Consider the following 20,823-nt stretch of genomic DNA (forward strand, 5'->3'; position numbering starts at 1 on the left):
TTTAATTGTCGCAGAAATGGTACGCCAAATTCGGCTTATATATTGTAAATTTTGCGATGATTTAGCAATGTTAAAAAATGACAAAATTTCAAGTAATTTAATGAAGCTTATTTTAAACTGAATTGACAAAAACAGTTCATGTATTTTGTGTAACGGCTGTAGAGTTCTCTTCAATTACGAGTAGCTCACTCCATCGGGTTAGATAGTTTTTTGAACGGTGACATTGTTTCATATGCCAAGATGGGCTACGCGAATGATAGCCCACTTGTAAATAATGACTACCGAATCGATTACGGACTGTACTTAGTGTTTTCATGAGTTGTTGTCTTTGCTGGATCAACTCAAGAGGTTGCCATAAATCATCAATGTGATGTTGACGGGCGTGCAAACCACAAAATAAAACTCCAATCTTAATATATTTTTTATTTTCTTTATATAAAACATCAATTTGTTGCATTGCTGCTTTGGTTAATATGCATAGATCATCTGTTGCATAAGTTAAGCCAATTGCTTGAGATGACGCTTTTTTATAAGGTGGTTTATCTGTTTTTTCATAAAGCATGACTTGAATGCACGCACAGAGTTGTTCTTGTTTCATTAAACGCCGATGAGCACGATTGAGATGGAAGATAAGCGCTTGTTTAATAATCTCAATGCTGGATAAAGCTTGAGCGAAACTTCGTGATGCTAAAATTCGTTTTGTTAGGATGGCAAGATCATCAAGTTGAATGCAGGATTGGCCTTTTAGCTCACGAATGGTACGTGCCATAACCACAGAAAAAGCTTTGGCTAGATGGTATTCATTGGCAAAAGTTAAGTCTAGGCATGAATAAATTTCATAGCTTCGTAGTTGTTTGACCAATTGGTGGCCAATTCCCCAGACTTCTTTAACAGAAGTTTGTTGCATGAGGTCTTCAAGAAGTAGGGGATCTAAAGTAGTGAAATTACAAATCCTATTAAAGCTTTTAATTTTTTTAGCATAGTGATTGGCTAACTTGGCCTGAGTTTTTGAATATCCAATGCCAATACAGCAAGGTAGGCTTAACCATTCATCTAGCGTTTCTACGACTTTGCCACAATAAGAATCGATATCTAGAGATTGGAGGTAAGGCGTAAGGCGGATAAAGCACTCATCAATAGAGTAAGCCTCTAAATCATCGGATGAGAAAAACTCCCCAAGAACCGAAAAAAAGCGACGAGACATCTCGGCATATAAAGTGTAGTTGCTTGAATAGACGTGTACGCCTGCTTTGAGAGCTTCTTCTTCAATTTGATACCATGGGGTTGCCATCTTTATACCCAAGTCTTTTGCTTCTTCGCTGCGTGATACAACGCATCCATCATTGTTAGAAAGTACCACAACAGGCAAACCAAGAAGTTTGGGATTAAATAGTCGCTCACAACTGACATAACAATTATTAATGTCTACAAGCGCATAAATTTCTCGATGTGAAATTTCCACTATGATTTCCCCCTTAAAAATATTGGTAAAGCCACATGCATGAATTGAGTTTCATAAACACGATGTTGAAAGTGTTGGGAGAAAATCACATCTTGAATATGTAACAAAATCAAGTTAACAAAATTTCTGGTAGAAAGCTAGGGGAGTCCCGACAGTTGGTTTCAAGTCGACAAAAAAAAATAGAAAGCTTAAATAATTTTCAAATAAAAAAAGGAGACCGTACTAGATCTCCTTTTTTGTGACACATGCTATCTAATTTTAATTACCATTTATGACTATAAGAAACTTTAAGCGTTGCCCCATTTGCCACCAAATGACTAGTGTTATTGCCAGATCTTAATAATTGACTGTAGAGAGGGTAGTATTTGCGGTTAAACATGTTCTCTAAACCAATCGTCACAGTGTCTTTTTTGTTAAGCGCAAAGCTACTGATTAAATCGGCTGTTGTATAAGTTTTTACATCATAGCGACCAAAACTATTTTTGCCATTTAAGCGGTAATCTTCTGAACCGAAGTAAGTTGCTTGTAGGTGGTTCGTCCAAGTTTCAGTTGGGCTATAAGAAACGTAAGCTGTCAGTTTTAATGGTGGAATGCGGAAGCCTGTCATGTCTTGTTCAGCACCGTTTTGAGGTTTTTCACGGCCTTTCATCCAAGTAACGCTACCACCAGTTCCCCAAACATTAGCATCGTCAAGGTAGTCAAAAGTTGCTTCCACACCAGTGACTTTCTCTTTTGTTCTAGTCATATCCAAACTATTACTTACTGGTTGCACGGCACCAAGGTCAGAAGTAGAGTGGAAGACTGCTAAACTTGAAGAGAAATTATTGAAGCTTCCTTTCCAGCCCAACTCATAGTTATCAACTTTTACAGGTTCTAAGAATGACGAGCTAAGGTTAAAACCTGTGCTGGCATTACGAATGACTACACCAACATCAGGCAACTGAAAACCTTGATTAAAAGATGCATAAATCGAGTGTTGGTCATTTGGAGAGAAAGTCACATTAGCATTGTATAACCATGCATCAGCTTTCACTTTTCCACCCTGAACTGTGTAAGGGTCGGGCTTACCTAATTGTGATAATGGGACAAAGCTATCAATTTGGGCATAGCTGTCTTCATAACGCGTACCAGCTTCAGCCGACCATTGGTCATTAAAGCGGTGTTTTAACTGTACAAAGCCACCCACACTTTGTGTGGTAAGTTCAGGTAAATAAATAAGTTTGCCAGTTTTTACAAATTCTAGGCCACCAGATTGGTCATAAATATCAGGATCGAAAGTATCTAAAGGCATTTCGCTTTTTTCGCGGCTAAAGTCACCACCCCAAACCAATGAGGTATCACCTAAAAACTCAAGGGGTGTGGTCACAGTTAAACGGCTACCGAGTACGTTATTTTCTTGAGAGACCTGATCCACTTGTCCACCACGTGGGCTGACTTGATTTACAGGAACACGTGCATCAAATGGTGAGAAACGAGTAAAGAAGTCGCGGTAATAAATTTGAGCATCAACCTTATTACCAAACAGGTCTTTATGGTTATAGGTTAAATTGTAGATCTGGTTTTCGTTTTTAGTCTGGTCTTTAAGCTTTAAGCCTTTAATTGCTTTGGCTGGTACAGTTCCGGCAGGGGTATTCTTAACACTTATGTCAGATGCATAATCTGAGTCTTGCTCGGCATTATAGTAGTTTGCGGCGAATTGTAGGTATTGGTTGTCATCAATATGGTAACCCAGCTTACCGCCTACGCTGTAGCCGTCAGAATCATATAAATCGCCCTGACTTGGTTCCGGTGCAACACGGTCACCACTTGCATCGTACGGACTACCAATACGTTGATAACCAAAGTCGAGCGCATAATCAAAAGCGTTAAAGCTGCCTGTGAAATATTGATGAATATCGCCACTTAAAGCATTAGAACGGAAATTTGTTAAAGGGGTTTGAAGTCCAACGACCATTTTTGCTGTAGGTTCGCCACCCGCAGCTTTAGTGGTAATTGAAATAATACCGCCAGAAGCACCGCCACCATAAATTGCATTACTCCCTCGGATCACTTCAATATTCGCAATGCTTTCAGGGTCAATTGAGGAAAGTCCTCTTGATGTGTCGCGTGTGAGGTTCATTGGAACGCCATCGACCAAGATGAGGGCATTACGACCACGCAAAGTTTGACCATAATCGGTAATGGTTCGGCTTGAGTCAGACAGGCCCGGTACAGCTTTTGCTAAAACGGTTGCAATACTTCCAGAGGAACCATTTCTTAAAAGTTCAATTTGTTTTTCATCTAGCTTGGTAACTTGCTTTGCAAAAGTAGAAAGTTCATCTGCGCGTGAAGCGGTAATTGTAATTGTAGGGAGTGCTTCAGGCTTTTTTTCAGCATCTGTTGTCTCAGGAGAGGAGGCTGCAAAAGCTGAATTTGAGAGAAAGATGGCTCCACCAAGTGAAAGAAGTGGAATGATATTTTTAACTTCAGACTTTCTTTTAAAAAGTTTATTACTTTTTATCTTATTTACCATTTTCTCGCCCTGAGAATGATTTTAAATTGAGCGAATTATAAATGAGAATCATTGTAGTTAACAATATTATTAATTGCTTAAAAATAATATATCTGAAATTTATTCAATAGATTAGGGGAATAGATATTTATTCCCCACAATATTTGAACAGTTATGAGATTTCCTTATAGGCATTCAAATGATTTTGATGCGCACGGCGAATAATGCTTCGGTCATCACCGAGCACAAAAAGCTGAGCAGATTGTTGTTTCCAACCCGCAATATCTTCCGGTAGTCGGGGAATTGCACAGAAATGCTTATTGCTCATTTTTGTCTTTGCATACATCTCTTGAACTTTATCTTTGACCTTCGGATGGCTGGTTTGCCACGGCATTCCCATAGATTGGGGAAGGTCAACAGCACCTTCAAGAATAATATCGATGCCTTCGACTTTTAGAATTTCATCTAGCTGTTCTAGTCCTTCTAAGCTTTCAACCATAGCAATCACAATGGTGTCGTTTGCAGCATGTTGAACAAAACTTGCTAAATCATCAATGCCATATTGATTTATCTTGTCGAATTCAATCCTCTTTGTCCAAGCGGCATATAGTGGCAATAGTTCACAGCCTCTTGTGCTTGCTGAGCCTTTTCAATACGTGGAAACACAATGCCCGTTACTCCTGCATCGAGCAGAGGTAAAACTAGGTGGTTAGTGTTAGTCAGGAACGAGAAGAAAGCATTGAGGAGGCTAAGTTTCTATTTATTTTGTTAAAAATTATAAAATAACTGTAATTTGTATCACATTTAATCAAGATAAATTTATCTGATCCAGTTTTACATTGATCAGTATTTTAGGAAATTTAAGGTTGAATTTTGTAGTCTGACTAATTTGACTTCATTCTACTGTGTGAAAAAAAATGAAAGTTGTTAAGGGAGTGTAATTTTTTATTATTGAATGTAAATAATAATAATTATCATTTGTATTTGTAATTAAGTATGTATATTCTCCATAGGTATTTATCCCTCCACAGAGTAATCCTGATGAGATCAATCACAAATAAAATTGCCTTGCAGCATTTAGTGAACTCATATTTACAAGAAACAGGTCATGGACGCTTTCTCTCTTTAACAGAACAATCCCCTCATTTAACAGAAAGAGGTAAGGGTAAAGTTTTACTGAGTATCCCTTTACACGCAATCAATGGGGTTCTTTATGCACCGATTGAGTATTTCAGTCAGGTGGGGCGACACCGTTTTGCTGACTTGCCGTGGGTCGAGCGGGAAGGTCAATATCTGGCACTTAGCCCTGTAAATATTGCGTCAAATCTACTGGAAAATTTAATTGAACAATCCAAAGCTCAGCAACTTGATGCATCTTCATTGCTAGAATGTTGGATTCAGAGTCACAGAGCACTGCAGCAATTTCTCAGTCATCGTGAACCAGATTTTGATCAGATTATAGCAAAACAGCAAAATTTTATTCAGAGTGAACAGGCATTGGTTCTTGGCCACAGCATGCATCCTTCACCTAAAAGCCGTCAGGGTTTTGTACAGGATGACTGGAAGATTTTTTCACCTGAAACACAAAATACCTTCAAAATGCAATTTCTATATGTGCACCCAGAACATATTGCTTCGGACAATGCACATAAAATTGATATTCCTACACAGTTCAAACATGATTTAGAACCATATTTCAATGCGTTTCACCGAGCTAAAATAGCCCAGTTTCCTGAATATGCATTGTTGCCTTTACATCCATGGCAGGCACGTTATCTAAAGGATAAGGACTGGTATCAACAGCTTCTACATGAAGAGAAATTGATTGATTTTGGCGCGCTAGGCTGGGATGTCAAAGCAACAACTTCAGTACGTACGCTGTACAGTGAGCAATCACCTTGGATGTTCAAGGCATCTATGACTGTGGCTGTGACTAATTCAGTTCGGGTTAATCTCTATAAGGAATGCCACCGTGGTTTGTTGAGTTATCAGCTGTGGCATGATGATTGTCTAAGTGAATTCAGGCAGCGAAATCCGAACCTTCAGGCTTTGAGTGATCCTGCTTGGATTGCATTGAAATTTGATGATCAGGTACTAGATGAAACCATCTGTATTTTGCGTGAAAATCCATTTAAAGTCAGTGATGATGTGACTTGTATTGCTTCATTGTGTCAGGATCATCCTGTATTAGCAAAAAATCGTTTCAGTGAAATTTTTGCAGATATTTCAAAACAAACAGGCCAGTCTCAGTCACAAGTTGCCTTGCTATGGTTTGATCGCTTCCTAGAAATGACTATTCTACCATTGATGGAGTTGTATCATGAATATGGAATGGCTTTTGAAGCACATCAACAGAATACCTTGATTGAACTGGAACAGGGTATGCCTAAAACAGTATGGTTTAGGGATAATCAAGGATTTTACTATATCCGTGAGCTTGCCACAGAAATTTTGAAACATTATCCGACATTGGCAACAGATGGTCAGGCAGTGTGCCCATTGTCACTGGTGGATGAGCGTTTCCGTTATTACTTTATTGGTAATACCTTATTCGGTCTGATTAATGCCATAGGTATGACTGGCGCCGTTCAGGAGCAACAATTAATTGAAATGCTGCAATCTTACCTGTTGCAGGCCTATCAGAAATATCCTGAAAGCAATTTATTAAAGACTGTTTTACATCATGAAACTTTCCCTTATAAAGGCAATATGATGACACGTCTGTATGAGTTGGATGAGTTACAAGCTGATATTTCTCAGCAATCAATCTATGTTGATTTAAAAAATCCACTCTATGTTAGACAAGTTATTGAGGAGGCCGACTATGCTTGATTTCATCGGTGTTGGTCTGGGGCCTTTTAATCTAAGTCTTGCTGCGTTGGTGAATCAGCATGCTTCATTGAAGTATTGTTTCTTTGAAAAACGGGAAAATTTTGACTGGCATGCAGGATTACAGCTACCAGGTGCGATGTTGCAAGTCCCTTTTATGGCCGATTTGGTTAGTTTGGTTGAGCCGACAAGCCCTTATAGCTTTCTGAACTATTTAAAGGCACAGCAACGTCTCTATAAGTTTTACTTCCGTGAGAATCTGTATATTCCACGCAAAGAATATAACCATTATTGCCAGTGGGTCGTACAGCAGTTGCATGATCTACATTTTGGTCAGCGAGTGGTGGACGTTGCTCCAATCTCTGGAGGTTTTCAGGTGATTGCTGAACAGTGTGGGCGATTGTCCATTCATCAGACCCGTAAACTGGTATTGGGGGTGGGAACGGTGCCGCGATTACCCAAACCATTACAAGCAATTTCAGAACAAACTGCATCTTGTCTGCACTCTTCCAGCTATCTACAGCAGTGTACCGATAATCTTTCTGGTAATGTGGTACTGATTGGCTCTGGTCAGTCTGCGGCGGAAATCTTTATTGATTTATTTGATCAGCAAATTTCATCAGAAACAGGCAAGCCTAGATTCCATTTGTATTGGTTGACCCGCTCCGCAGGTTTTTCACCCATGGAAAATACACCATTGGGTCTGGAAAGCTTCAGTCCAGATTACATGCGTTATTTCTACCATTTACCAGAAGCTCTCAAGGATACTCTGCCAACTGCACAAGCCCACTTGTACAAGGGCATCAGTAGCAGAACTATTCAGGAAATCTATGAGCGCCTTTATCACCGTAGTATTGGACAAGCGGATACCTGTGTGACTATTGCTGGCAACTATCAGTTGGAGAATGCACAGTTACATGGTCCGAATAATATTCAACTTGAATTTTTACAGATTCAGCAACAGCAGATGTTGAAAATCCGGGCAAGTACCGTGATTGCAGCAACGGGTTATCAATATCCTGCACAGACGTTCTTGAATAAGCTAAATGACGGGATTGTATTAGATACCCAGCAACGCTGGAAAATTAGTGAGCATCATCAACTGCAGTATCAAGGAGATGGTGAGATCTATATACAGAATACCAGTCTCCAACACCATGGCGTTGGTACTCCAGATCTGGGATTGGGTGCATTCCGTTCTGCAAGGATTGCCAATCAGATTCTGAAAGAAAACTATTTTGATGTAGACGGAAAACAAGGCTTTCAGGATTTTCAGCTGGGTAGTCAGGCCTTGACGACTGAATTCCAGATAAATAATTCCCGAACAAATACAGTCATGCCGCGTCCCTCTAGGAAAACCGATGATCAGTATTTAAAAGTCATGAGCAAATAACACAGGGGACAGGAGATGGCTGAACAGCCACAACCACTGTTGCAAACAGAAAATCCTGTATCTTCAGGGTTACAACGTTGGGTGATGATCTGTGTGATGTTGGGGACTGGCACCGTCAGTATAAACAACAGTAGTTTTAACCCCGCTATTCCTCAGTTGATGCATGATTTTCAGATTAATGAAACAGCAGTCAGCTGGGTGATGGTTATTTTTCTGCTGAGTATGAGCCTGAGTTTATTGCTCACAGGTTATTTGAGTCAGCGATTTGGTAAACGTCAGGTATATCTGACTGCGCTGATAGTCTTTGGTTTGAGCTCGCTGTATGGTGCTTTTGCAGAGCATTTTGAAACTGTACTGCTGGTTCGTGCCTTACAAGGCTTTTCAAGTGGATTAATGATCCCATTGTCTCTGGGAATTATATTTATGGTAACTCCGCCTGCCCAGCGGGGTGCTGCTACAGGGCTATGGGGTGCCATGATCATGCTGACTTTGGCATGTGGACCCATGCTGGGTGCACTGGTTTTGGTGTGGTGGAACTGGCAGGCGTTGTTTTTATTGAATGTTCCGCTGGCGATCTTTGCATTATTGATGGGGTTAAGGTGGTTGCCGTCACAGCAGACTAATGTGAGATTGTTGCGTTTTGACTGGAGTGGTTTTGTACTGCTTGCTGTGGGTATTGTAGCGTTGCTGCTCAGCTTGAGTGGAATTCAGCAGTTGAGTGATATCCAAACGCTTGAGTTTCTGCTGTTGTTCAGTACAGGTATTGCGGCATGTTGCGGCTTTTTCTTGTTCAGTCGTAATAAGCCCAATGCTTTAATTGACTGGCAACTATTTACCAATAGTGGTTTTAACTACAGTGTCATTATTTCAGTTGTGCATACCATTGGACTGTTCATTACCTTACTCCTGATCCCACTACTGTTACAGAATACTTTAAAACTCAGTCCAGTGTGGACAGGGCTGATTTTGATGAGCAGTGCACTGACCACCAGTCTATGTAGTCAATGGGCGGGTAAATATCTCGATCAACATGGTGCCCGACAATTAATCTGTTTTGGTCTTCTGTTGACTGTTGCTGCATTTGCTGGTCTGGCATTGATTTCTGGCACACATGTTATATCCCTGATGTTTTGTATGATCTTGCATGGGCTGGGATTTGGTTTGTCCTATATGCCAGCGACAACAGCAGGGTTAAATAGTCTTGAAGATCAGGAACTGGTAACTCAGGGAGCAGCTGTTAATAACTTACTGCGGCGGATCTGCGCTGCAATTGCTGTCGTGATTGCTGCACTCTATCTGCAAATTCGTACACACAATATTTCATATTCACCAGAACTCGCAATTGCTCAAATTCATGCAATACGGGAACTGTTTTTGATCTGTGCAGGAGTGATGCTGTTGGCATTACCCGCTGCATGGAAGTTTCCGAGTCAAAAGCAAGCGGACGTTTTGGTCCAAAATCAATAAAGGTAAAAATAATGGGTAATTTACATCCAGCACTTTCTACGACCACACATTCTGTGAATGCAAGCACTTTGGCTTGGCAGCAGCCTGATCAAGCCACGATGAAAAAAGTTGAACAGCGTGTGATCAAACAATTGCTACAGGCATTGATTTATGAAGAGGTGATTCCAGCCCAGTTTGAGGATGGTGTTTTTTATATAAATGTGATCAATCCACAAGGGCAATCGGTACGTTACATAGCTGCAGGACAGCGACATCTCAGTTTTGGGCTAGTACGCATGAATGCTACAGATGTTATCCGTGAAGATTATCAGGGTCAGAAAACGGTTGCACAGTTGAATTTAGTGATTGATGAGGTTATCCGAAGTATTCCACAGGCAGCCCAGATTGATGGTTTTATCAGTGAATTGAAGCGAACTTTTATTCATGATGTGCAGTCTCAGCACTGCCAGAATGAGTATGCACTACCAGCAGCACAATATAGTTATGATGTGCTGGAAACCTATCTGATGGATGGCCATCCCTATCATCCTTGTTATAAATCCCGAGTGGGTTTTAATCTGCAGGATAATCTGAAATATGGGGTTGAATATGCACAACCTATTCATCTGGTGTGGATTGCAGTACATCAGTCCATACTTTCCCATAACGCATCCAGTCATTTAAATGCGGATGATTTCCTGCAGCAGCAGTTGACTGAACAGGATCAGCAAGAGTTTACAAAGGTTTTGGATCAGCAAAAAAATGCAGATGAGTATATTTGGTTACCCGTTCATCCATGGCAATGGGAAAATACTATTGTGCATGTGTTCTTTAAGGAAATTGCTGAACAGAAGATTGTTTATCTGGGACGAGGGGAATATGCCTATATTGCTCAGCAGTCACTGAGAACACTGACCAATTTACAACATCCTGAAAAGCCTTATATCAAAATGTCCATGAGTCTGACAAATACCTCAAGTTCACGGATATTGGCGACACATACAGCAATGAATGGGCCGTTAATTACAGACTGGCTACAGGGTTTAAAAAAGAACAGTGAAATTGCCCAAAAACTGGATTTTGATATTCTTGGTGAAGTACATGCCTCAGCAGTGGATTTCACTCGTCTGCCTGAATCACATGCTAAACAGGCATATGGAACTATTGCCAGTCTGTGGCGTGAAAGTGTTCAGCAGTATCTAAAATCTGGTGAAGACGCTATTCCTCTGAATGGAATTGGTCATGTTCAGCAGGATGGGAAGTTGCTGATCGCACCTTGGCTGGATCAGTATGGTGTGGATGCATGGGTTGGGCAATTGCTGTCTGTGGTTATTCAGCCAATTCTATATTTACTCTTTGCTGAAGGAATTGGAACTGAATCGCATGGTCAGAATATTATTTTGGTTCATCGTAATGGCTGGCCAGTACGGATCATTTTAAAGGATTTTCATGATGGAGTACGCTTCAGCCCTGATCATCTGACCCATCCTGAAGCTTTTCCGACCTTGCATGCATTACCCGCGGAACATGCGAAAGCTAATCGCATGTCATTTATCCTCACGGATGACCTAAATGCAGTGCGAGATTTTAGTTGCGCTTGTCTATTCTTTGTTGCATTGAGTGATATCGCCATAACACTACAACAGCAGCTTGACTTTAGTGAGCAGGTCTTCTGGCAAAAAGCAGCAGATATTATTCATCATTTTCAGCAGCAATATCCTGAACACCAGTCACGCTATGCAGTGTTTGATGTCTTTGCAGAGCAATATTGTATTGAATCGCTAACCCGCCGCCGCTTATTCGGTGATGGTGATGTACAGATGCGTTATGTCAATAACCCTCTGTTCCATTTCCGTCAGCTTGTTTAGGGGGGGATAAACGAATGAATACCATGGTATTTTCACCTGCCGTTTCAGGGCAGGAGATATTGATGGATTTGGTCAATAGTCTACTTGCTGAGCAATATATTTCAGAATCGGAGATCCTGACAAAGGATCAGGCTCAACGCCTATGCAGACAAAGATTTCAGCATGGCTTTGAAACACTTTTCGACAGTTATACAGCTGGGGAGTATTTTGCAGTTTTATTTAATTCTGCGCAGACTGAGTGCTTGATTCTATCGCTGAAACAGGGTTTGAAACAGCGTTGGCAGATGCATGTTGGAGCATCGATCTGTAAGCTTAGCATGGATGAAGTACAGGGTTATTATGTTCAGAAACTAAGTGCATTGCAGTTATTTGACTTCATGCAGCAATTACAGTGCTTCAACTCTGCTGATACATCAAAACTGGCAGATTTTCGTGCAGATTTAAAACAGGCAATGCTGCATGCAGAATTGTCTCAGCAACATCAATTGTCCTCTTCAGAGTGGTTAACGCAGCATCCCGCAGACTTATTTATACAGCTGGAGCAGTATGCCGCTTTACGGGATCGCCCCTATCATCCGCTGGCCAAATTAAAGGACGGTTTTAGTCCTGATGAATATCAGTATTTCAGTCCTGAATTTGCTCACGATATGCATGTTCACTGGGTTGCAGTAAATAGAGAAAAGTTGGTCTATGGAAAGGATGTTACCGAGATCAGTAGGCAGCAACCTGCTCGTATTTTTCTGAATGCGGAACAGTTCCTGATGTTGAAACAGGAATGTGATGAAAAAGCGCTGGGGGATGGTTATTTGGCGATTCCCCTACATGCGTGGCAGTTCAAGCATGTGCTGTCCGACAAATTTTCTGAAGAGTTGCGCCATAAGGATATTATCCCCTTAGCGTTCCAGTCTAGCGGCTGGTACGCCAGTTCGTCACTAAGAAGCCTTCTTTCAGCGACACAGCCACAGGATAGTCTGAAATTGCCACTTGCGGTTAAGTCACTGGGTTCATTGCGTTTTTTACCAATTGTAAAAATGATCAATGGGCAAAAGAATCAGCAACTGTTGCAGCTTGCTAAGGAAAAAGATGAGGTATTGAAAAGACGTCTGTGGTTATGCGATGAAAATCAATGGTGGGCTTATCTTCCAGAACAACAGGAGAATTTAACGCCAGATAATTTAATGCTGTTCAACGAACGACCGATGCATCTCGCTGCACAGCGCCGTAGAATTCCTGCTGAGTTGTTACAAGCACCTTATCAGATTATTCCTATGGCTAGTTTAGGGCAACTGATGGATGGGCAGGGATGTGTATTTGATTTGATTCTAAAATGGCAGAATTTAACTGTTACACCACAGCATATCTACAATACTTTTGCTGCATTATGCCGTGATTTCTTTGAGGTAAATTTGCGCCTGTTCCGTCTTGGTCTGATGGGTGAAATTCATGGTCAAAATATTTGTATTGTACTGGAACAGGGGCAGTTCGCTGGTTTCATGCTCCGTGACCATGATTCTGTCCGTATTTATCAGCCGTGGATGCAGCAGCAGGGCCTGCCTGATCCTGAGTACCTGAGTCCACATGATTTTCGTATTACGTTGTATCACGACAGCGTGAAAAGTTTGATTCTCTATCTGCAGACACTCGGTATACAGGTCAATCTGGCCAGTATCTTGGAAACTGTTGCAGAGTTCTATCAGGTTGACTCGGCTGATTTATGGCACGTATTGGCTCAGCAGTTACAGCAAGCGCTGGATGATGTGCCATTTACGGATACGGCCCGCGCTGAATTAAAGCATATCCTGTTTGATAGTGAGTTGTGGCCATATAAGCAACTGATCCGTCCGCTACTTGAGCAAGATAATCGGGTGGGAAGTATGCCAAGCAGTATGGGAACTGTGCCGAATGTATTCAGGAGTGTTGTTTAATTTCATGAATAGAGAAAACTCAGGCGTGCAGTCAAAGATTGCAGTATTGAATATTGGGTCTGATTTTAAAATGACAGAATCTGATATACCAGTACTTAGGCAGTTGCTGGCTGAACGTCTGAATATTCAATTTGATGTGCTGCCTGTAGAGGGCCAGCAGATACTGAGTTTTACAGATCTGCTAAATCCCTCTGCATGTCTGACAGCATTAAATGATTTTGGTTCCCGTGTGGGTGCAGTGAATTTAACCTGCACTACATCCATGTTCATTAAATACTGGGCTGTTCCTCTGTTATTCCCATATTTTTATGCACTGAGTTCTGAGGAAATTGATTTGCCATGGGAAATATCCTGTATTTCCACAGTATTGCCTCCTGACTGGTATTGGGACAGAACACTACATCTGATTAATCTGCCTCAATTACAGCATGGGGTCAGTAGAAAACAGCAATCTTTTGAAGGATATGTGCGATTTATACTGGATGACCTGCAAAAGTTATTTGATGTCCTCACCCGTATAGGGAAAGTACAGAAATTTTTGTTGTGGGAAAATACTGCATTACGAATTCTGCAATTTTACGACATGATGAACAGAAAAGGGGGGAGCCAAGCTTTCCTCAGCCGTATCCAGTTTCAACGGCAGTTTTTGATAGATTTACCTGCATCTGATCTGGGCCTAAAACAGAACCCATTTTATTTACTGGATCAGAGTCGGCAGCAATCGTCCACGACCTATCAACGTAAAAAATGCTGCTTTTATTTTCAGTTACCTGAAGCACAGAAAGAATATTGTGCAAGCTGTCCATTACTGAGACAGGATGAGCACAGAGGTCAATACTCATGCAAGACCAGTTAAATAATTTAATCCAGAGCTATGCAGGTATTGCCAGCTCAACCATTGGTCATGTACTGGACCAAGGGCATTTACCACAGATTCATGCGATTAACCAAATTGGGCATGCTGTGGGGCGAGTGCGTACGGCTACATTGCATTCAGTCAATGGTATGGCACTGCGTCAGGCTTTGCTGAACAGCCAACCGGGTGATGTACTGGTTATTGATGCACGTCAGTTGGAACATCGTGCCTGCTGGGGAGAACAGCGACATCGCGCTGCCATATATCATCAGCTTGCCGCTGTAGTGATATTGGGTGCTGTAACGGATGTAACTGCTTTAAGAAACATGAAGGTCCCCGTTTTTGCTTCATCGGTAAGTTGTCTGACTACACGTCAGCAGGGAGAGTGTGTAGTGGAGTTTGACCAGCAAATACAGGTGGGAGATACCTGTATTTCCCCTGGCGACTTAATGGTTGGAGATGCTGATGGTGTGTTTATTTTGAGTCCAGATATTGCCCATCATCATCTTGAGCAGTTTCAGCAAATGGAAATCCAAGAACGGCAGAAACGGGATCAGTTTTTTAGCGAACATTCAGCACAGGATTATTACCACTTTATTGCATCTGCATAAAATTGAATTGAGGAAATATTTATGATGACATTATCTTCACAGCTGTTGGATGAGTTCCATTACGAGGAAAGAGGAATAGCCTATGGATTAAGGGCTGTGCAACTCCAGCAGGATTTTCCATTATTGTATAAATGGATGCATGAACCTCATGTGATTCCCCAGTGGCAGCTAAATAAACCGGAGCTTGAACTGGCAGTTTATTTTGAAAAGATGATTTGTGATGATCATCAGCGGTTATTTATTATTACGATTGAACATACTGATGTTGGTTATCTTGAGATATATGAAGCCAAGCGTGATCGGCTGGCGCTTTATTATGATGCTGATGACTCTGATCTGGGCTGGCATATTTTATTTGGTGAAAAACATGTGCTTGGGCAAGGGCATTTCAGAGCTGTTATGCGCATGATGAGTTATTTTATTTTTGAAAATTCAACTGCCAGTAGAATAGTGGGTGAGCCGGATGAAAATGTAAAATCTTATGCCTATATTGCAGAAGATATTGCTTATCAAGCGCAGAAAAAAATAAAGATGTTAGAAAAAACAGCAGTTCTATATCATTGTTATCGAAATGAATTTTACTCACGCTGTGGAAGTTATCGGCAACGTGATGGACTAAATGAATCAGAAATGAAAGTACAGTAAAATATAATAAATCAACAACTTAATTTTTTATCTCAAATAGTCAGGACCAGTTTGATATACAGCATCATTTTTCATAATCATATGCTCTTACATACCATCTTAATCCATGATCGATTAAAGAAAGAGGGGCAAGTTTTTTTTGGGAAAACCTAAATCAGACTGTTAAAAAAAGTCGAATTTTAATATCTGTATTTCTCTCTAATAGAATAAGAGAGGCTACATGAAATTGTGAAAAATTGATTGATAATTAACCGTTAAACGTGACAAATCATTAAAAAAGTCCAGACACTAGGGTTGGACTTTTTATTAAATAATAAGGCATATTACGTTAATTATAGAAAATTTAGAACAGACTCTCCCAGTTCTAAATTTAATAATTTATAGTATAACTTAGCACAAAAGTACGACCTTCGGCTGGGATTGCTAACAATGAGTTAGCATTGGTTACTGCTGCTTGTTGGGCGAATACAGTTTTATATTGATTTCCCCATAGATTATAGACACCAAAGTCCACACGACCTTTCGCCACAGGGAAATGTGCTAATACATCCATGGTTGTATAACCTTTAATCTCTGCTGCGCTATTACTATCACTCAGTCCAGCTGATTTTAACTCTAGATCGTCTTTATAAGCTTTATCAGTTCCTTTGATCGCAAGCATTTGAGCACGTACACCATAGCCTGCCGTATTATTCCATTCGGCAAACAACGTACCTTTCATTGGTGAAACTGCAAAAGCATTTAACTCATGCCAATTATTGGCTCCATCCTTGTACTGGCCTCTTGTATAACCTAAAGTCCCACCTACCTTATAATTTTCCATGAATGGGTAACTTACTGTTGCTTCAGCCCCATAAATTCGCTGGTCGGTATCAACAACATTTACAGAACGATCCGAGTTAAATTGAACGACTTTATCAGAAGTATTATAAAAACCTGTTAGGCCCAAATTTAAACCTTTATCTTGGTTCAAGCGCCAGCCTAGTTCATAGCTATTCACAGTGATCGGAGCAATACCAGACGTAGTTAAGGTATATGCTGCAACATCACGTAATACACGTTGCACATCTGGATAACTGTAGCCTTGTGAAAAGTTAGCATAGACTTGCTGAGCATCATTGAGTTTATAGACAGCGCCTAGGTTAAACAGGAATTTATCTGAATCTGTAGAGTCTTCAGCCATTAATGTATATGGCTTACGTGCAGTTAAATAGCTGTCTGTGTCCGCTTGAACATATTGGTAACGCACTCCAGCTTGAATATTAAGCTGATCTGTTACTGCATAGTCCCCTTGTATAAAGGTACCAATATTCTGAATTTCAGTATCTGGTCCTGAGCCTTGTTTTTCTCCAGTTGGGGTATAAACTAAACCATTATTGCTTGGTATGTAGTAGTCCGCCCACTGATGATCTTTTTCCCAGTCATAGTCTAAGCCATAAGTTAGTTTTAAATCACGGTCAGCAACAACAAGATCAGACTGTAAAGTTGAACGAATACCTGCATAATCCACATTTGATTGACTTTGCTTTACACTAACACCGTCAGCTGAATAACCATAAGGTACAAAGCGTGACTTCTCCTTTCGATAGTAAGCTTCCACATTCAGAACTTGACCTAAGAAATCCTGATTTTGGTACTGTGTATTAAAAGCATAACGTTCAGTAAACGGCTGATTATCTAAGCTCCAACCTTTGACAGCTTTGTAAGATGGATCTGTTTTTGTGAGTAAATAAGAATAATCAGGTCCATATTCTGTATCTTGCTCATCTTTATAATACTGAGCCCCAAAACTAAGAGTCTGATTATCTGTTAAATTAAAGTTAACACGACCATTCACATCAATGGTGTCGGTATCCATAGTGCTACCCTGCCAAGGGCTTAATGAAATACGATCCCCATTACCATCAAATTGAGAACCTCGATTGGTATAGTCTATGCCAAGAAAACCGTCGACTTTATCATTTGAAAATGAAGCCGTTTGGCCAACTTGATAAGCCAGACTATCACCGCGGAAATTATCGGCCGATGTCACACCTAATTTTGTTTGAAAGCTAACAGGCTTAGACTTGTCAGCACGTTTGGTAATAATATTAATAATTCCGCCAGTCGCACCTGAACCATAGATACTGGTCGCACCTGAAACTACCTCAATATGATCAATCATATTTGGGCTAATACTATTCAACTGACGTGCTACATCACGTGAGCCCGTTTGTGATACGCCATCAATCATCACCAGTACATTACGTCCACGCATAGTTTGACCATAATTACTACTCGTTCCACTGCTTGGTGCTAAAGATGGAATTAGTTGTGCCAAAACATCTGCAACTTTACGACCTGGACCAGCCTGTTGCGCAATTTCATCAGCAGAAATGGTTTGAACTGTTCCCGCAATTTCAGAAATGCTTTTGGGTGTACGTGTCGCTGTTATCACAATTGTCGGAAGTTTAGCTTCAGCATTTTGTGATTCAGTAGTTGTTTTAATTGAACCATCGGCATAAAGATGGGTACAAATTGCTGTTGTAAGGAAGCAAAGACTGAAGTGTGACAAGCGCATTGTTATTCCCAATTAGTAAGTATTAATATTGATGCAAATAGTATTCATTATCATTACAGATGTAAATCGTAGTCATTACTATTATGGATATAAAATCTTTATTGGTTATTTAACATGGTAAGCCCCCCTAAAAATACAGGGTTATGCGATTATGGACGCCCTAGTGAATTTTCCAGCTTATAAGGGGCGAGTGGATTTTGGAATTTATAACGTGTGGAATAAAGACTATCGCACGGTTTATAGCCAGCAGTCAGAAATTACCTTCTCACCTGTGTCTAGTATGCGGGCACAAGGGCATACCTTTGGTTTGAGTTATACTTTTAATTATTAATTGATTTTAGCTAAAAGCTGGTGCTGAGTGTTTAATTTTCACTTATCACCAGCTTTTTTATTATTTATATAATTCAAATTTTTAACTGGATGTAACTATCGCCATGATCGTGGTTCAAAGCTGTTTAGTTTCCCCAAATCTCAGCAACTACTACGATTCACAAGCCAAATAATTTACAGCCACGTCAACAGTACGAGATGCACATGTTGGCTATTAGTTTGAATTGTAAGAATGATTAAGAGAGGGGATTTTGATCAAGTGTCAGTTATTGATATGAAAATGTCTGAAAATGATACGTTTAGATGGATATGATCATGTCCATAAGCGCTATATTTTAAATGGATCAATTGAGTCCAAAAAGTATAGTAATGCGTGTTTCGCATTTTGTCTTATGGGTCTTTCAAGCTGTCTTTTATATAAAAGACAGCTTTTTTTTGTTGATTGATAGGGCCTGTTAGACGAAATTAAGCTGCTTAGCTTGTTCATAAGCCGCAAGATTGATGCATTTATGACCCAGTGCGTTGATTTGCGTTTGGTCTAGTTGAAGGTCATCCCACTTCTGCATTTGCTGAAAGAGCCAATAAAAGTCTTCTACTTTCGGAAGAGCGCTTTCTTTTACCAAATGACGGACAATATTCTGAATCATATAGTATTTGTCGACATGCACTTCTTCTGAGCAATGAAAACGAACAATTCCAAATTCGACCAATAATTTTAAAATTGGAGCAAAGTCTTCTAGTTCGCTAAGTTCTTGCTGAGCTTTCATAATTGCAGCGGTGAGTGCAACCAGCGTTTCTGGATGCTGTTCAGCCCATTCCTGCGTTACGGCTAAAACCTTGTCAGCCACAGGTGGAATAATGTTCTGGCTTGAGCAAATCATTTTACTTAAACCAAGAAGCTCGCCCTGAGTATTCCAAGGTTCTCCGACACAGAAACCATCAATCACATGCTTATCTAGTGCTTCGACCATATAAGGTGGTGGTAAGGTTTTGAGCTGAATCGATTGAGCGAGTTCAGTGTTTGCTAAAGCTAACCATTCTCTTAAACAATAATGATGAATGGAGTGCTTAAACACATGTGCTAAAGAAAGGGAATGACCTTGTTCAATGTAATGCACCACTTTTTGCGCCGTTACTTGAGCTGTATCATTTTCTTGAAGTTTAAGTTGATGCGTTAATTTTTGGCTTAAGCTGATAAATGCACGATTTTCACTCAAAACTAGTGAGGTTTGCAGTGGCGTACCAATCTGATCTGATCCTACTGCGGCCGCAGGTAACATTGCAGATAAGCAGTGAGCTGCATCTAATAAACCAAAAGCAAGGCGGTCGCGAAGACTTGCCCATGAAGCTTCTTTAACTAAAGTAACATCGAGCCCTACTTCGTCAAAGAAACCTCTTTGTTTTGCCCAAAGCAATGCAAGACAATCAAGCAAAGGAATATAGCCGAGTTGTAACTGAGTCTTTTCTAATGTGCTCATTTATTCATCCTTTAGTTGATTGCCAAGTAGTTTTTGGGCGTCAAGTAAACGCCGCGCCATTTCTCCAATCGTGATACGGTGGCTCATGGCATTTTTTCTGAGCAGCTGGAATGCTGTATCTTCAGGAAGGCCATGGAGTTGCATAAGTAAAACTTTGGCTTTTTCAACATCTTTACGATCAGCGAGTTTAGTTTGAGCATCTTTTAAATCTCCTTCGAGCTTTTTGTGTTTTTTATATTGCTCAATGGAGATTTCTAAAATGGTATGTAAGCGGGCAGGGTCTATGCCATCAACAATATAAGCAGTCACCCCCGCATCTATGGCTTGTTTGATTGTGTCTTTATCTGAATTTTTCGTGAACAGAACGGTAGGAAGGTCATAGCTACTGACACAGCTTTCAATAATGTCACGGTGAGGATGGTCCATATCAAGCAAGATCACATCAGCTTGTAAATGTTCCAGGCGAAAGATATTCAAGTGGTCCAAAGTAAGGCAAGCGACCACTTCAAAATCATTTTCAAGCAGACTTTTTCTTATATAGTCGGCTCGCGCATGATCATCATCAATAAGGGCTATTTTGAGTTTTGGCATAAGTTCAGAAAATCAGGCTAAGAAAATGCGCCAATTCGACGCGTTTTTTGTTATCAGTTTTTTAAGCAAGATTAGTGCCATCGAAAACTAAAGAAAAAATCAAGCTTTAATGGCACTTTAGCATGGCAAAGTATGGAGCTGATCAATCTTGGTGCAAAAACACGATTCATTTTGTAGCAAGGCGTATTTTTATTTAAACCATATAAGTGTGCAGTGATAGAGCAGGGAAAATAAGACTCAATTCTTTATGTGCATATTAAAAATCATTATCTATATGAAATTAAATATAAAAAATATTATCTTATTAAGTTTTTAAAATATTGGCATGCAAAGTGCTT

The 20,823-nt window shown here is 40.3% G+C and carries 14 protein-coding genes and 2 pseudogenes; 10 read left to right on the plus strand and 6 right to left on the minus strand.

The genetic code is table 11. The annotated features are described in order from the left end of the window. Positions 1–136: 136 nt before the first annotated feature. The 3 genes and pseudogenes from RMB13_RS06130 to RMB13_RS06140 form a co-directional block, all read right to left on the minus strand. Positions 137–1,462 (minus strand): Y-family DNA polymerase, encoded by a 1,326-nt coding sequence (locus tag RMB13_RS06130; protein WP_311084697.1) that lies wholly within the window; start codon positions 1,460–1,462, stop codon positions 137–139. Positions 1,463–1,724: 262 nt separating this feature from the next. Continuing rightward, positions 1,725–3,974, minus strand: coding sequence for a TonB-dependent receptor (locus RMB13_RS06135; protein ID WP_311084698.1), 2,250 nt, complete (start codon positions 3,972–3,974; stop codon positions 1,725–1,727). 151 nt (positions 3,975–4,125) lie between these two features. Continuing rightward, positions 4,126–4,670 (minus strand): annotated as a pseudogene (locus tag RMB13_RS06140) (HpcH/HpaI aldolase family protein); the annotation flags it as partial. Positions 4,671–4,994: 324 nt separating this feature from the next. On the opposite strand from RMB13_RS06140, the gene RMB13_RS06145 reads away from it, so the two are divergent. Genes RMB13_RS06145 through RMB13_RS06180 form a run of 8 tightly spaced genes read left to right on the plus strand, consistent with a single transcriptional unit; the run spans position 4,995 to position 15,526 of the window. Next, entirely contained in the window at positions 4,995–6,785 is a 1,791-nt protein-coding gene (locus RMB13_RS06145) for an IucA/IucC family siderophore biosynthesis protein (protein WP_005039918.1), read from the plus strand. After that, complete coding sequence (locus tag RMB13_RS06150) at positions 6,778–8,175, plus strand: lysine N(6)-hydroxylase/L-ornithine N(5)-oxygenase family protein (RefSeq protein ID WP_281830843.1); 1,398 nt, start codon at positions 6,778–6,780, stop codon at positions 8,173–8,175. Before RMB13_RS06145 ends, RMB13_RS06150 begins: the two co-directional genes overlap by 8 nt. 15 nt (positions 8,176–8,190) lie before the next feature. After that, complete coding sequence (locus RMB13_RS06155) at positions 8,191–9,642, plus strand: DHA2 family efflux MFS transporter permease subunit (RefSeq protein WP_311084699.1); 1,452 nt, start codon at positions 8,191–8,193, stop codon at positions 9,640–9,642. Positions 9,643–9,653: 11 nt separating this feature from the next. Continuing rightward, on the plus strand, positions 9,654–11,489 hold the full coding sequence (locus tag RMB13_RS06160) for an IucA/IucC family protein (protein ID WP_311084700.1): 1,836 nt from the start codon (positions 9,654–9,656) through the stop codon (positions 11,487–11,489). Positions 11,490–11,503: 14 nt separating this feature from the next. After that, positions 11,504–13,414 carry an IucA/IucC family protein gene (locus RMB13_RS06165; RefSeq protein ID WP_311084701.1) on the plus strand — a complete coding sequence of 637 codons (1,911 nt, stop codon included), beginning with the start codon at positions 11,504–11,506 and terminating at the stop codon, positions 13,412–13,414. Then, complete coding sequence (locus RMB13_RS06170; RefSeq protein ID WP_311084702.1) at positions 13,392–14,270, plus strand: (2Fe-2S)-binding protein; 879 nt, start codon at positions 13,392–13,394, stop codon at positions 14,268–14,270. The genes RMB13_RS06165 and RMB13_RS06170 overlap by 23 nt, the downstream gene beginning before the upstream one ends. After that, positions 14,255–14,881: an RraA family protein gene (locus RMB13_RS06175; protein ID WP_311084703.1), complete on the plus strand. Its 627-nt coding sequence runs from the start codon at positions 14,255–14,257 to the stop codon at positions 14,879–14,881. Before RMB13_RS06170 ends, RMB13_RS06175 begins: the two co-directional genes overlap by 16 nt. 21 nt (positions 14,882–14,902) lie before the next feature. After that, the gene (locus RMB13_RS06180) at positions 14,903–15,526 is read left to right on the plus strand and encodes a GNAT family N-acetyltransferase (RefSeq protein ID WP_311084704.1); all 624 of its coding nucleotides are present in this window, start codon (positions 14,903–14,905) and stop codon (positions 15,524–15,526) included. 370 nt (positions 15,527–15,896) lie between these two features. Here RMB13_RS06180 and RMB13_RS06185 read toward each other — a convergent pair whose 3' ends face one another. Further along, the gene (locus tag RMB13_RS06185) at positions 15,897–18,086 is read right to left on the minus strand and encodes a TonB-dependent receptor (RefSeq protein ID WP_311084705.1); all 2,190 of its coding nucleotides are present in this window, start codon (positions 18,084–18,086) and stop codon (positions 15,897–15,899) included. Between the two features lie 130 nt (positions 18,087–18,216). Here RMB13_RS06185 and RMB13_RS06190 point away from each other — a divergent pair. Continuing rightward, positions 18,217–18,417: pseudogene (locus RMB13_RS06190) on the plus strand (hypothetical protein); the annotation flags it as partial. Between the two features lie 338 nt (positions 18,418–18,755). Next, the gene (locus RMB13_RS06195) at positions 18,756–18,875 is read left to right on the plus strand and encodes a hypothetical protein (RefSeq protein ID WP_080632082.1); all 120 of its coding nucleotides are present in this window, start codon (positions 18,756–18,758) and stop codon (positions 18,873–18,875) included. Here the strand turns inward: RMB13_RS06195 and RMB13_RS06200 are convergent. Then, a complete protein-coding gene (locus tag RMB13_RS06200; RefSeq protein WP_311084706.1) occupies positions 18,872–19,894 on the minus strand; it encodes an ABC transporter substrate-binding protein in 1,023 nt (340 codons plus the stop codon). The genes RMB13_RS06195 and RMB13_RS06200 overlap by 4 nt on opposite strands. Further along, positions 19,895–20,485 (minus strand): ANTAR domain-containing response regulator, encoded by a 591-nt coding sequence (locus tag RMB13_RS06205; protein WP_003652246.1) that lies wholly within the window; start codon positions 20,483–20,485, stop codon positions 19,895–19,897. Positions 20,486–20,823 lie beyond the last annotated feature (338 nt).

The sequence above is a fragment of the Acinetobacter sp. V102_4 genome, from assembly GCF_031799005.1.
Taxonomy (GTDB): domain Bacteria; phylum Pseudomonadota; class Gammaproteobacteria; order Pseudomonadales; family Moraxellaceae; genus Acinetobacter; species Acinetobacter calcoaceticus.